Consider the following 13,116-nt stretch of genomic DNA (forward strand, 5'->3'; position numbering starts at 1 on the left):
AGAGCAAATTGAGAAGATGATCAAGGAAAAAACCGAGAAGGAGAGCTGGCAGTTTGTCTTCTTAAGCGCCGATCTGGCTGCCATTGGGGATGCCCAAACCGTTGGCTTCGCTCCCAGCGCGTCCTTGCTATATCAGAAGTCTAAATTGGGCAGCGCAGGAGCGTGGACTTCTCTCTCTCGGCGCACCTCCGAGTACCGATTGGCTGTTCGCCAGAGGCTTATGTTCCTTGATGAAGACCGACAGCATCCCGACGATCCGAACAAGGGCAAGGAAGAAAGCTAATCCCTCTGCGGATAGGGCTTTGTGGGCAGGTTGACACGGGAAGCCCCTCGGATCCAGGGAAAGGGGAAGTATCGCAATGACCTCTGGGCCAGGGGGGATCCCTTCAGCGCCGTCGTCTGGAGCAGCGACGCAGTAACCAACTGGCGGCGGCCCGGTCGCCTTCATCCCATGCCAACCGCTCCACGGCCACCATCACCATCGAGGTGATCACAGCTTCACTTAAATGGCGAGAACGCAAATGCTGCACGGCTGAAGTGGCGGCCTCCAGGTCGCGTCTGCGGATGGCGCGGAGCAGCTCATCAGACATAGACCAAGCCAACGAGCCTCACTTCCTTTCTGCCCCCTTTCTACCCCAAGAGCCAGAAACTTCCCCTTTCCTTCACCTGCTTGTCAGATAATGCAAAAGTTCGTTTTACTTTCACGAAATATCTCACAAGATGTCTCATGAATTGTTACACTTTTTGCCCCTGAGCCGACTAGGCATGTCAGACAGCAGGGAGGACCGCAGGGGAGCACGGGATCCCTTTGATAAGCCGCTCCATTTCTGCTTGTAAATCTTGGGTGAGGGCTTGTACGGCTTGTCGGCGGTTGGCCTGGTAGGCGGGCCAGCGTTCGGAAACCGAGAGGGGATCCCCAATGCTGAAACGCGCCAGGCGGGGGCCCAAGCGGGGGGGAGCAGTTCCGACGGGATTTTCTCCTTTGATCCAAGCCAGCAGACTCCAGAGGCGCAGGGCGGTTTCCGCCAACTCATCCAGACTCAGACTGGGCTGCTCGGGCATGGGGCGCACCGCAAACACCATCAAGGTTTCCGCCAAGCGCATGTGCCAGAGGTGAAAACTGGCCTCAGCAGCCACTCGATTGGCCAGCCCCCTTTCCAAAGCCGAGAGAGCAGCAATATCGGCAATATCTTCGCGGTAGATCCAGGCCCAGCCCGCCTGTTCGATGCGGTGCCGCCGCTCGATGAAGTCTCCTTGAGGCTCTAGGCCGAAATGTTGCTCGGCCACCCGCAGGGCCAGATCTGACAAGCTTTGAAGACGCGCCAACAGATCCCCCTCTTTAACTTGGGCTCTATCTGCAGCAGGAAGAGCAGGGGCATAGAAGCGCTCATAGAAGGTCTGCATGACCTGGAGCAGGTGTTCTCCCAAGCGAAGGATACGGGCCAGCAAAAAGGCTTGACCGGCGTGAGCCGAGCGCGTGGGCGGCAGCTTGCAATCGGCCTCCATGCGGCTGAGCAATCTATTCAGAGCGGCACTGGGATCCCTCAGGTAAGAATAGCGAAGGCCCACCGGCAGGATCAGCACCTGCTCTGGCCGTCCCGCCTTGTGCAGATCCTCCACCGCCCAAAAGCTCATCTGGGCTACCCCCGGCTCCAACGGGTTGAGAAGACTGCTCATGCCGTTGATCGTCCCTTCTGGAGCTACCGCCAGCGGATATTGGCCCGATACAAACTGCTCACGAGAACTTTTTAGCCCTGCCCGATCCAGACGGCCTCGCAAAATCGGGATCCCGCCCAAGCGCGGCAAGCCCCAACGGGCAACGGATCCCAGCCACAGAGGTAGGCCGCGGTCGTAGACAAACAAAACGTGGGGCCGGCCCCGAAAGCGGATCCCCTGGCGTTGGGCCACCTGCGGCAGGAGATGGGCGAACAAGTACATCAAGCAGGGGGGATCATCGAGGGTCGGGTGTCGAAACGCCACCAACAGGCGAATCTTGCCCGCCTCAAACTGCTGATAAAGCTGAGCCAAACGCTCTCCCCCCTCCACTTCAACGCGAGGGATCCCTTTGGTCCATCGCAACCAAAGGGGCAAGCCTGCTTGAGCAAAACGAACGACCCAAGGCGTCAATCGCGGTGGCAAAAACTTGAGGGGTGGCTGAACCTTCTGTTGCATAGGGATCCTTATCTAGGGTCAGCAAGATCGGTGAACCTAGGCTTTGGATCCCATCTTAAAGAGGGCAAGGCAAGAAGAAAGCCACACAGTGACAGTTCGTCAACTGGATCCCTTCTCCTCACTCCCGGCCCGGCAGCGGCTCAAGCCCCAGCAGTTTTTTTCCGGCGACCGCGAGTCGCTTTGGGGGAAGCTTCTTTACTTGGGGTTGACTCCTCCACCACCTGGCCGTTTAGCACTTGCTTGAGGTGAATGTGCTTGTAACCTAGCTGAATCTCGAACTCATCCCCGGGTTTGAGATTCATTTTTTCGGTGTAGGCCGACCCAATGATCAACTGCCCATTTTTGTGAACGCTGACCCGAAAGGTTGGCTCACGACCGCGCTTGTCCCGGCTGGAACTTGGGCTGAGACTCAGACCTTTTGCCGCCAGCACCGCGTCATAGAACTCATTCAAGTTGACGCGAGGCTTGTTGGTCTTGGTCATGGTTACATAGCCACATCGCTTTGCCGTTTCTCGGCGCGGAAGATGCCCCAAAGCTTCGACCTTCTGCAGCAGAGCCTTCCCGGTTAAAGGTTGTGGTGGTATATCTGACATTTTTTAATGTCCTACATCCTTCTCTTAAGATCATACCCTTGTGATGTACTCCTGCAACCGAAAGTCGGAGGCTTTTTTGAAGACAGGTTTTTCTCCTGTTCCTTGAGCCGGCAGCTCGGAAGGAAAAGCCTCTTCTCACTCAAGAGATGTTCCCGCTCTTGCCAAAAGGTGATGGAGGCAAAAAGAACTCAAGCGCTGAAGGCTGCTGGGGTTTGCGTGGAGGGAGCTGACAAAAGATTGCCGTTGGAATAGGGGTGGTGCCGTGGCGCAGATGCAATTGACCGCCTTTGAGAGGGGAAAGCAATTGAGACTTCACCCCATGGCCGAAGGCGCGCAGGGGATAGGCATTGCTTGGAGACAACCTCATCCTCACTCGTCAGGTGCCCCGAACTCTGATCACGTCTTCTGCAACTTCCGCCAGAAAACGGGCTCGATCTTCCCAAAAACCGCCATAGAGACGGGCACGGCGATTGCCATTGCCTTGCGGAAATGGGTCGAAAAGATAGCCAGAGCGGGTGTGAAGCTGGATGCCATCACACCTGGCCCGGCGGTCACTTTCCCCTCTTGGCAAAGGCCGGTCACATCTGAGTAGTGGCTGAGGGATCCCCTCTTCGACATTTCTTTAGATAGGAGACCAGTGAGCGCGAGTTGCCCAAAGCAAGTTATTCATTCAGGATCCACTCGATTGGCCACCGCTGAGACAACGATGATCGGCAAGCTCACCAGCAGACAAAAGCCCCATTGCTCCCAAGACAGGGGTGCTGTGTCGAAGATAATGTTGAACAAGCTCCACTGGCTGAAGAGGATCTGCAGCAGGATGGCCGCCCCAATGCCGATGGCAATGGCTGCTGTATCCATGAGGCGCTCATGGTGTTCCAATTGGCTGGCACGTCCACGGCCCAACAGGGTAGGAATGGCCTGGCTGAGGCTGAGCAAGTAGAAGATGCGCCCGATCACCAACGCTTGGATGGCCATGGTGCGGGCCAGGTTAAGGTTGCCGGTGGTTTGTTCGATGTATTCAAAAACCCCGAAGATCAAGATCCAGTTGAACACGGACACCAGCAGGATGCGCTGCAGCAGCCTAGGAGAGAGCAAGTTGGCCTCCGGATCCCGCGGTGGGCGAGTCATCTCTCGGCCTGTGCTCGGCTCAAAGGCAAGAGGCACCGTCATGGTGATGGAGTTGATCATGTTGAGCCACAGCACTTGAATGGCCAGAATGGGGAGCTCGCGGTTGAGCAGCACGCTGAGGAGAATCGTCATCGATTCCCCCCCGTTCACCGGCAGGATGAAGGCAATGGCTTTGAGCAGGTTGTTGTAAACCGTGCGCCCCTCCTCAACGGCTGCCTCAATGGAGGCGAAGTTGTCATCGGTCAGGATCATGTCGGCAGCAGCTTTGGCCACTTCGGTGCCGCCTCGCCCCATGGCAATCCCCACATCTGCTTGCTTTAGGGCCGGAGCGTCGTTGACGCCATCGCCGGTCATGGCCACGATCTGCCCCCGCGCTTGCAGAGCTTCCACCAGGCGCAGCTTTTGCTCTGGCACCACCCGCGCGAAGACGGATCCCCGATTGGCAGCTTCCACAAATTCCTCCGGGCTGAGCTGCTCCAGATCTCGACCGCTGTAGGCTTGCACAGGTTTTCCACCCCCCAGGCCCATCTGCTCGGCAATGGCTTGAGCCGTGAGCACGTGGTCGCCGGTGATCATCTTCACCTGCATCCCAGCCGTTTGACAGGAACGCACGGCGGCAATGGCCTCCGGCCGCGGCGGGTCAATCATTCCCTGCAAACCGAGGAAGATTAAACCCTCCTGCAGATCTGGGTGATCCACCCGAGTTTGGCTGCTGGGGACGGTTTTTTGGGCAAAGGCCAGAACTCGCAGCCCCTGCCGTGCCAAGGCCTCCACCTGCTGGCGAATCCGCTCCTCTTCTAGAGACTGGATCTCCCCCTGGGATCCCATCTGGCTATGGCAGCAGGACAAGAGAGCCTCTACGGATCCCTTGACGTAAATGCAATGCTCCTCCGGCCCCAATCTGTGTAAGGTAGCCATGTACTGAAACTGGGATTCAAAGGGGAGGGTATCTAGGCGAGGGCGGCAGCGCTGCAGATCTTCTCGATCCAAGCCCCCTTTCTGAGCCGCCACAAGCAGAGCCGCCTCGGTCGGATCCCCTACAACTTCCCACTGGCCCTTGTCCTTGGGTTGGAGGCGGGTGTCGTTGCAGAGGCAGCCAGCTACGAGGCAAGCCTCAAGAGCAGGCAATTGATGGATTTCGATGGGGGAATCAGCCGCCTGGAACAGGATCTGGCCCTGGGGGCTGTAGCCGCTGCCGGTAACCCGGTAGAGCTGGGATCCGGCGTAGATGGCCTGCACCGTCATCTGGTTTTCCGTGAGGGTGCCGGTTTTGTCAGAGCAAATTACCGTAGCGCTGCCCAGGGTCTCCACCGCCGGCAGCTTGCGGATAATGGCGTGGCGTTTTGCCATGCGGGAAACCCCAATCGCCAAGGTTACAGTGACTACCGCCGGCAAGCCTTCGGGGATAGCACTCACCGCCAGCGCCACTGCCGCCTCAAAGACACTGGCCGCCCCCTGTCCCTGAGCCAATCCCACCAAAAAGGTGAGCCCGGCCAAGCTGAGGATGATCCTGAGCAGCATGAGGCTGAATTCCTCGAACTTGCGAGTCAGGGGGGTTTGCAGGGATCCCCTTTCCTCGATCAGCTCAGAAATGCGGCCCGTCTGGGTTTGGTTGCCGATGGCCACCACCACTCCTGCCCCTTGGCCGAAGGTGACGAAGCTGCCGGCGTAGGCCATGTTCTGGCGGTCCGCAAGAGAAGTCTCCTCTGGCAGGGATCCCAGCCGTTTTTCCACCGGCACCGACTCCCCTGTCAGGGCCGATTCATCCACCTGTAAGTTGCGCACGCTTAGCAAGCGCAGGTCGGCGGGCACCTTATCTCCCGAACTCAGCAGCACCACATCCCCCGGCACCAGCTCCCGCGAGGGCACCCGCAGTTTTTGCCCATCCCGGATGACCGTGACCTCCGTCACCACCGACCGAGCCAGAGCGGCAATCGCTTCCTCCGCTTTGGACTCCTGGATGTAGCCGATGAGAGCGTTGATTACCACCACCGCCCAGATCACGATGGCATTGCGCCAGGATCCCAAGAACGCCTTGATTGCCCCGGCCACCATCAAGATGTAGAGCAGGGATTGGTTAAACTGCTGCAGAAACTTCACCCAAGCCGGGGTAGCTGTCTTGGCTTTGAGTTCGTTGGGGCCATGTTGCTTCTGCCGTTGGATCACCTCAGCCTGAGATAGACCCCGCTCCAAAAGCGCTGCCAGAGGCAGTTCCTCTGCAACAATTTGGCGGGCAACATCCTCTTCGGGCAGAGCGTGCCAGGGAGCAACCGGCAATGAGCCAGCAGGGATGGATTTTGCCATCGTGATGAAGGTCTCCAGTTGAATCGCAACAGAACTTGAAGGCCAGCCGTGAACCCAGCGGCAAATCCTTCGTACATTCCACAGCCTAGCGGATGCTGCTCATCCTCCGAGATGCCACTGCTGCCACCAGCGTCAACAAAGCCTAAGTCCCAGGCTAAGATTTGCCTCAAATGTTCGACAACTCGAAAAAATGGCTATATTCTTATCAAGTGTTATGGTTACAATTGTTCCACACCTGCAGCGCCCTGAAGACTGGCGATCCGCAGAGTCTTCTACGGATTGCCGGTTCAAGGTTGTTGCTTGTCATTTAACAGGCTCTTCCGTATTAAACTAAACAGCTTCTTGAGCTCAAGTTCAGTTCTGTTTGAGGAAACTGCTGTGTCAACGACTACTAAGACGATGGAACTCAAAACCCAATCCCCACCCGCCTCTACCCAAACGAACGGGCGCCCCAGCGTGGAGGGATCCGTCTCCAGAACTTCACAGCCTGTCATTCACCATCAGATTGTTGTGGTGGGAGGAGGGGCTGCTGGCATCAGCGCAGCGGCCCAGTTGCTGGAGCGCAAGCGCAACCTCGACATTGCGATCATCGAGCCATCCGACAAGCATTACTATCAGCCGGGCTGGACGCTGGTGGGCGGGGGAGTTGCTCCCCTGGCCAAGTTCATCCGGGACGAAAAAACAGTGATCCCCAAGGGAGCCACCTGGATCCAAGCACGCGTGGCGGAGTTAGATCCGGATCACAACCGCGTGATCACAGAGAGCGGGCAGATCATTCAGTATGACTACCTCATCGTTGCCCCAGGGATCCAAATCGACTGGCACTTGATCGAGGGCTTGCCGGAGGCGCTGGGCAAAGGAGGAGTAACCAGCAACTACTCCAAGGACTACGCCCCCTACACTTGGGAGACCATCCGCAACTTCAAGGGGGGAACAGCCATCTTCACGTACCCGGCTACGCCAATCAAGTGCGGCGGCGCCCCCCAAAAAATCATGTACCTAGCCGACGACGTTTTCAAGAGCAAAAGCGGCGTTGGCGTCAACACCAAGGTTCTCTTTTGCACAGCCACTCCCACTCTCTTTGCCGTGCCGGAGTACAGTGCTGCCCTGGAGAAGGTGGTAGAGCGGCGAGGGATCCAGGTGAAATTCAAGCACAACCTCAAAGCCATCCGGCCTGAGACTCAGGAAGCCATCTTTGAAGTCACCACCGACAATGGCAAAGAAGAGGTGAGCCTGCACTATGACATGATCCACGTGGCTCCGCCCATGAGCGCTCCGGACTTTGTCAAGCGCAGCCCCCTGGCCGGGCCGGGAGGATGGGTGGATGTGGATAAGGCAACGCTGCAGCACACCCGCTACCCCAACGTGTTTTCCTTAGGGGATGCCTCCTCTCTGCCAACGTCCAAGACAGCGGCTGCCGCCCGCAAGCAAGCGCCGGTACTGGCCGAAAATCTCTTGGCTGCCATGCAGTCCAAGCCCCCGGTGGCCCAGTATGATGGCTACACCTGTTGTCCCCTGATCACAGGCTATAACTCCCTAATCATGGCGGAGTTTGCCTACGGGGGGAAACTGGCTCCCTCCTTCCCGCTGGATCCGACGCGGGAGCGCTACTCCATGTACCTAGCCAAGGTGCATCTATTACCCTGGCTCTATTGGAACCGCATGCTCAAGGGCAAAAAGTTTGAGGCAGACATCTTCAAGCCCATCAACAAGCTGGTGCACCGCTACTAGGGCTTTCTATCCCCTCACTCCCCAGCCCCTCTCCCTTTGGGAGGGGGGAGTTTTTTACAGGCAGGCTTTGAACTTTTTCAATACCGCCCGATCCAGCATCAGCAGCGCCGCACGTAGGCCACCTGAGTAGCCCCAAAAAAAGCCCACTGGCAGATGACCCTTGGGCGCTGCCAGACGGGTTGTGAGCTCCCCATACCCCAGCCAGCGGCCCTGCACCTGCCAGCCGACTCTTTCCCCCATGCAGTCTTCGCGGGGCAAGGCTGAGAAGGAGCCCGAACGGATCCCTCCTCTTCCCTCCGGGTCACACTCCTGCCAAAGTTGCTTCTGGACGGTAAAGCCAAAGCGCCCATGGCTGGCCCGCACCCACAGTTGGTCAATCAGCCGCAGCATGGGGCAGGGGAAGGCCTGAACATCCTTGGGATCAAAAAAGCCCACTTGCAAGCGCCCAGCAAGCTTCAGCATCAGGGCTGTCGTCCAGCGATCCGCCTCCCCCCACTGCCCCGCTCGCAGCCGATCCCACAGACCTTGCAAGGCAGGGGCTGCTTCCCCCACCCACTCTGGCCAAGAGAGAGTTCCGGGCAGGGATCCCTCTCGACTTCCCTGCCCTTCTGGACAGACTTCCGGGAAAATCAGGGATCCGGGCCCTGTCTCTCTTTTCACCGTCGGGGGGGTGGGCGGTGCCACCAGTTGCTCTAGCTCTTCCGCCGAGTGCCGGGACAGGAGCTGTTCCAGCTCGTCTTGGGGTTGTGGAGGCTGGGCCAAGATCTGCTCCAGCTCCCTCAGCTCTTGGGTGCGGATGGCCGGCTCAAAAGCAACCCGCTTTCTCTCTTCTTGAGAGGCTTCTGCCGGCAACAGTGCCAACCATTCGGCCATGGTTTGTGGGCGATCCTCTGCCTTGAGAGCCATTCCCTTGAGGATGGCCACTTCTACGGCCTCTGGAATGCTGGGGTTGAGGCTACGGGGGGGATCCAACTGGCGACCGGTGGCCCGCACCGGCGCACACAGGGGCACCATTCCCGTCAGCAGGGTGTAGAGGGTAGCTGCCAAGGCGTAGACATCGATAAAAGCGCCACGGCGGCGCAAGCTGTCGTATTGCTCCAGCGGGGCATAGCCGTCAGTGCCATAGGAAGTATGGCGTTGGATCAGACCTTGGGAGTAGCCGCGGGCCAGGCCGAAGTCGATCAACACCGCCTGCTGGGATCCCTCCCGCACCATGATGTTGGATGGCTTCACATCCCGATGCAGGATCCCCTGTTCGTGCAAGGCCATCAGGGCAGATCCCACCTCCCGCGTCAGGCGCAGGGCTTCCGGCAGGGGCAACGGCCCTTTTTGCCGCAGAAGCTGGTGCAGAGTCTGGCCGCGGATGTACTCCATCACAATACACCAGCGCTCCTGCTCCCAGATCACTTCTTCCACCTTCACCACATGGGGGTGGCGGCAGCGGGCCAGTTGCAGCGCCTCATTCATGAAGTTCTGCTGGAAGTGGGGATATTCGGGATCCCGACTGATGCTGTCGCTTAAAACTTTGATGACCACCTGGTCGGCACGGACGTTATCCCAGGCCCGGTAGGTAATGCCGAAGCCCCCCTCTCCTAAGATGGCCTCAATGCGGTAGCGCCCCCCCTGTAGTCTTTCGCCGACTGCCCAAGCCATACCTGACCCCCGCCTCTAGGGCCATTGTGTCACGGGGATCAGTAAATTGACGGCACATAAAACTGCTTAGAAGTCTACGGGCAGCACTCCCGTCTTCACCTGGAAGGTGCGTGCCTGTCCATTTCGGATGACCCGCAGCGTCAGCGTATTGCCCACCCCAGCGGCTTCCACCAACTGCTGCACCTGCTCGGCATCGCGGATGGCCTGCCCATTGATTTCAGTGATCACATCCCCCTCCCGCAAGCCAATCTCCTCAGCCGGGGATCCCGAAATCACCTGCCCGATCAAGACCCCTTCTTCCACTGTCAGCGTGGTGGGACGAGCGGGGTCGCGGTTGAGGCGCGCCACAATGTCAGGGTTGAGGGTGATCATGCGAATGCCCAAGAAAGCGTGCTCTACCCGACCATTCCGGATCAATTGCTCGGCAATTTCCATGGCGCGGTTGATGGGGATGGAAAAGCCGACGCTCTGAGCTCGCTGGAAGATGGCCGTATTCACCCCAATCACGCGGCCTTCCGCATCCAGCAACGGGCCGCCCGAGTTGCCGGGGTTAATGGCCGCATCCGTTTGCAGGAAAGTCACCCGCTTGTTGACAGCCCCAATTTGCCCGGAGGAGCGCCCAACAGCACTGATGATCCCGGCAGTTACGGTATTGTCCAGGCCCAGCGGGTTGCCAATGGCAATAGCCCAATCCCCTGGTCGCACCAAGTCAGAGTTACCCAGGGTAACCGTGGGCAGATTCTCCCCCTCAATTTTGATCACTGCGATATCGGTAACCGGATCTGAGCCCTTCACCTCCCCTTCAAAGGTGCGCCCATCCAGCAGATGAACCCTGACCCGCTCGCTGCCTTCCACCACATGGGCGTTGGTGAGGATCAGGCCACTGGCGTCGATGATAAACCCCGATCCGGTGCCTTCTTGCCGAAACTCCTGCGGCAACTGCGGTAGTTGATCCCCAAAGAAGCGGCGAAACAGGGGCTGGTTGAACAGTTCTGGGTTGACCCCCCTCGACACGGTGCGGGTGGCATCGATGCGCACCACCGCTGGGCCGACCTTTTGGGCAACGGCGGCAATAAAATTAGAAGGCCGGACGGCATCGGCGGGAGGGGCAGAATTCGCAGCCTCAGGGCGGGGCTCAGACCAGGGCAAAAGGGATCCCACTCCCTCACTGGCCCGTCGCGTCCAAGTGACCAGGGGAGTTTGCTGTAACCACTCCTGCCCCGCTCGAGACGATAGCCAGACCCCACCTGCGACGCCTCCACCAAACAGAGCCATCGCCAAAAGTGTATGCCGTAGAATCCGCGCCATGCTCCCTCCCAAAGCTAAGCCGTATCGCCAAGACTCAAAAGGCGTGAACCCGCTCCCCCGACTTACGCCATCAAGACCCAGTTCACTCCTGGTCTATTCTATCTATTCCTACTCTTTACTTTTGATTCCTACTCTTTACTTTTGGATGTTCGGGGTATGTGTGCTTACCCTAGCAAATCTTGCGGACAGAGGCAGTGCTCGAAACGCCCAAAATGATCGGGGATCCGAGTATGCTCCATTCCTCCGAGCCACAAGGGCGGGATCCGTGGCAGCGCCACCGCGCCTGGATGCAGTTGGCCTTGCGAGAAGCTAAGCAAGCGGGAGAAGCCGGAGAGGTGCCGGTGGCCGCTCTGGTGGTGGGGCCAGGGGAAAAGTTGCTGGCTTTGAGCAGCAACCGGCGGGAACGGGATCGGGATCCCACGGCCCATGCGGAGATTCTGGCCCTACGGCAGGCAGGGCAACGGCTGGGAGATTGGCAACTGCGGGGCTGTCGGCTGTATGTGACCCTGGAGCCCTGCCCCATGTGTGCCGGGGCCATCAGCCAATCGCGGCTGGCCCAGGTAATCTACGGCGCCGATGATCCCAAGGCCGGGGCTTTGCGCAGTGTACTCAATTTGCCAGCTTCTGCCGCCAGCTTCCATTGCCCGGAGATCATCGGCGGAGTTTGCGAGGTCGAGTGTCGACGCCTATTGCAGCAGTGGTTTTGCCGCCGCCGCGGGATCCCCTCTGAGCCGGCTGAATCCTGACCGAGAGACTGGGGGCGGAAAATTCTGGGTTGAAGTCGTGCATCTGCAGGATGTTTTTGATACTGTCATAACGGGTTCGGCTGGCCCTTGCCCGGGATCCCGCACCAGCCTCAAAAAAGGCTTTCCGAGTGCGGGATCTCTTGAGCCCAACGGTGGCCGCTTGGGTTGTTGAGGGTGCGTCGGCCCTATGCCTGGATTCTCAAAACCCGACTTGTCTGGGATCCCTCGCTGGCTATGCCCAGCGGCGGGTAGTCTTTCACAGAGGATTGGTGTGTGACTATTGCCCTCTCCTTTTCTCCTCTCCCATCAGCTTGGCTTAGGAGTATTGCCCTTCTGGTTTGGGCTTGGCTGTGCTTGACCTTTCCGGTGCAGGCACGGGTGCTGCTGCGGGTAGGTATTGCCGTCAACAAGCCCCAGGTCACCGTCGGCAGCTCTACCGGGGCCCGCCTATTGAATGCCCAGGGACAGCCGCTGGCAGAGGTGCAGGCCATGCAACCGCTGCAGGCCAGCCGTTCGGGTTCAGCAGTCAGTTTGGCCGGCCAACAGGGAGAACGTCTTTACCTACAGCCCACCACCTCCGATGGGTTAGTGTTTATCGACCAGAATTGGTACCGCGGCTGGGTGGAGTTGATCCCCGGCGAGCGTGGGGTGATTGCCATCAACCAAGTTGGCTTGGAGGACTACGTTTCCAGCGTGGTGGGCAGCGAGATGGGACACCGTTTTCCCATGGAGGCTCTCAAAGCCCAAGCCGTGGCCTCCCGCACCTATGCCCTCTACCACCGCAGTCGCCGTTCCCAGCAGCCTTTTGACTTAGGAAACGGGATTGATTGGCAGGTTTACAAGGGAGTGGCTGCCGAATCCAGCCGTACCCAAGCGGCTGCCCGTGAGACCGCCGGGCAGGTTCTCATCTACCAGGGGCAGTTGATCAATGCGGTTTTCCACTCCTCTGCGGGGGGACATACAGATGATGCAGGCAACGTCTGGTTAGAATCGCGGCCCTACTTGCAGGGGGTGCCCGATTTCGATCACCACTCACCCGTGTTTAGCTGGACGGCCACCGTTCCTGCCCAGCAGATTCAGCAGTTGGCTGCCGGGATCGGGGCTATTCGTTCTGTTGAGGTGCTGCGCAGCTCCCCGTGGGGACGGGCAATCACGGTGCGCTTGACGGGATCCCAAGGGATCAAAGATCTCAATGCCGGCGATTTTCGTCGGGCTCTTGGGTTGCGCAGCACAAAGATTGCCATTAGCCCGCGCGGGGAGGCCACCACTACGGCCAGCCTGGCTCCTGTGGCAGGGACATTCCCGGCTTTCTTTGAGATTCAGGGGCGGGGCTACGGGCACGGGGTGGGCATGAGCCAGTGGGGAGCTGCCGCCCTGGCCAGCCAAAACTACTCTTACCAACAGATCCTCAGCCACTACTACCGCAACACCAGTCTGGCAGTGGTGGAAGGACGTTAAGGCTCAACTTCAAGGAGAAGCCA

The 13,116-nt window shown here is 58.9% G+C and carries 11 protein-coding genes; 4 read left to right on the forward strand and 7 right to left on the reverse strand.

What is annotated here, in order from left to right:
- Window positions 1-16: 16 nt before the first annotated feature.
- Complete coding sequence (locus tag ACVWVQ_RS02570; protein WP_457506723.1) at window positions 17-283, forward strand: hypothetical protein; 267 nt, start codon at window positions 17-19, stop codon at window positions 281-283.
- A gap of 103 nt (window positions 284-386) precedes the next feature.
- On the opposite strand, the gene ACVWVQ_RS02575 is transcribed toward ACVWVQ_RS02570, so the two are convergent.
- The 5 genes from ACVWVQ_RS02575 to ACVWVQ_RS02595 all read right to left on the reverse strand — a co-directional run bounded on the left by ACVWVQ_RS02575 (window position 387) and on the right by ACVWVQ_RS02595 (window position 6,197).
- The gene (locus ACVWVQ_RS02575) at window positions 387-590 is read right to left on the reverse strand and encodes a hypothetical protein (RefSeq protein WP_041436260.1); all 204 of its coding nucleotides are present in this window, start codon (window positions 588-590) and stop codon (window positions 387-389) included.
- A gap of 178 nt (window positions 591-768) precedes the next feature.
- Window positions 769-2,172, reverse strand: a complete 1,404-nt coding sequence (locus ACVWVQ_RS02580; protein ID WP_457506725.1) for a 1-acyl-sn-glycerol-3-phosphate acyltransferase — start codon at window positions 2,170-2,172, stop codon at window positions 769-771.
- A gap of 140 nt (window positions 2,173-2,312) precedes the next feature.
- Window positions 2,313-2,765, reverse strand: coding sequence for an AbrB family transcriptional regulator (locus ACVWVQ_RS02585; protein ID WP_011432404.1), 453 nt, complete (start codon window positions 2,763-2,765; stop codon window positions 2,313-2,315).
- 376 nt (window positions 2,766-3,141) lie between these two features.
- Window positions 3,142-3,336 (reverse strand): oxidoreductase, encoded by a 195-nt coding sequence (locus ACVWVQ_RS02590; RefSeq protein ID WP_414343797.1) that lies wholly within the window; start codon window positions 3,334-3,336, stop codon window positions 3,142-3,144.
- 95 nt (window positions 3,337-3,431) lie between these two features.
- On the reverse strand, window positions 3,432-6,197 hold the full coding sequence (locus tag ACVWVQ_RS02595) for a cation-transporting P-type ATPase (RefSeq protein WP_457506727.1): 2,766 nt from the start codon (window positions 6,195-6,197) through the stop codon (window positions 3,432-3,434).
- Window positions 6,198-6,596: 399 nt separating this feature from the next.
- Here ACVWVQ_RS02595 and ACVWVQ_RS02600 point away from each other — a divergent pair, with 399 nt between their 5' ends.
- The gene (locus tag ACVWVQ_RS02600; RefSeq protein ID WP_457506815.1) at window positions 6,597-7,928 is read left to right on the forward strand and encodes an NAD(P)/FAD-dependent oxidoreductase; all 1,332 of its coding nucleotides are present in this window, start codon (window positions 6,597-6,599) and stop codon (window positions 7,926-7,928) included.
- Window positions 7,929-7,982: 54 nt separating this feature from the next.
- Here ACVWVQ_RS02600 and ACVWVQ_RS02605 read toward each other — a convergent pair whose 3' ends face one another.
- Both ACVWVQ_RS02605 and ACVWVQ_RS02610 read right to left on the reverse strand, forming a co-directional pair.
- Complete coding sequence (locus tag ACVWVQ_RS02605) at window positions 7,983-9,581, reverse strand: protein kinase domain-containing protein (RefSeq protein WP_457506729.1); 1,599 nt, start codon at window positions 9,579-9,581, stop codon at window positions 7,983-7,985.
- Window positions 9,582-9,647: 66 nt separating this feature from the next.
- On the reverse strand, window positions 9,648-10,889 hold the full coding sequence (locus ACVWVQ_RS02610) for an HhoA/HhoB/HtrA family serine endopeptidase (RefSeq protein ID WP_457506731.1): 1,242 nt from the start codon (window positions 10,887-10,889) through the stop codon (window positions 9,648-9,650).
- 230 nt (window positions 10,890-11,119) lie between these two features.
- Here ACVWVQ_RS02610 and ACVWVQ_RS02615 point away from each other — a divergent pair, with 230 nt between their 5' ends.
- Complete coding sequence (locus ACVWVQ_RS02615) at window positions 11,120-11,635, forward strand: nucleoside deaminase (protein ID WP_457402867.1); 516 nt, start codon at window positions 11,120-11,122, stop codon at window positions 11,633-11,635.
- A gap of 273 nt (window positions 11,636-11,908) precedes the next feature.
- Window positions 11,909-13,093, forward strand: coding sequence for a SpoIID/LytB domain-containing protein (locus ACVWVQ_RS02620; RefSeq protein WP_457491887.1), 1,185 nt, complete (start codon window positions 11,909-11,911; stop codon window positions 13,091-13,093).
- Window positions 13,094-13,116: the final 23 nt, after the last annotated feature.

The sequence above is a fragment of the Thermostichus sp. MS-CIW-36 genome, from assembly GCF_054059035.1.